A 696-nucleotide genomic window follows, 5' to 3' on the forward strand; every position below is an offset into this window, starting at 1 on the left:
TTACGAAGAGTCGCAATCGATCTATGACGTTTCAGACGAGTTCTTCGCGCTCTTCCTAGACCCGACGATGGGGTACACCTGCGCGTATTTCGAGCGCGACGATATGACCCTCGAGGAGGCGCAGAACGCCAAGTTCGACCTGGCGCTGGGCAAGCTGAACCTCGAGCCGGGCATGACGCTGCTCGACATCGGCTGCGGCTGGGGTGCCACGATGCGCCGCGCCATCGAGAAGTACGACGTGAACGTCGTCGGCCTGACGCTGTCGGAGAACCAGGCCGACCACGTGCAGAAGATGTTCGACCAGATGGACACGAACCGCTCGACGCGGGTGCTGCTGGAGGGCTGGGAGAAGTTCGACGAGCCGGTGGACCGCATCGTCTCCATCGGCGCCTTCGAGCACTTCGGCCGCCAGCGCTGGGGCCACTTCTTCAAGATGGCCTACCGGGTGCTGCCGGCCGAGGGCGTCATGATGCTGCACACCATCACGCGTCCCACGTTCAAAGAGGCCAGGGCGCAGGGCAATCCGCTCACCCACGAAGTGGTCCACTTCACCCAGTTCATCCTGGCCGAGATCTTCCCGGGCGGCTGGCTACCGACGATCCCGTCGGTCGAGGAGCACGCGGAGGAGGTCGGCTTCAAGATCACGCGCACCCAGTCGCTGCGGCTGCACTACGCGACGACCCTCGAAACGTGGGC

1 protein-coding gene is annotated in these 696 nt (G+C 64.1%); it reads left to right on the plus strand.

Features of this window, described 5'->3' with window-relative positions; genetic code table 11:
• Positions 1 to 19: 19 nt before the first annotated feature.
• A partial coding sequence (locus A5673_RS30685) for a cyclopropane mycolic acid synthase family methyltransferase (RefSeq protein ID WP_082958827.1) occupies positions 20 to 696 on the plus strand: 677 nt, incomplete at its 3' end.

This window comes from Mycobacterium sp. E3198 (assembly GCF_001667015.1).
GTDB lineage: Bacteria > Actinomycetota > Actinomycetes > Mycobacteriales > Mycobacteriaceae > Mycobacterium.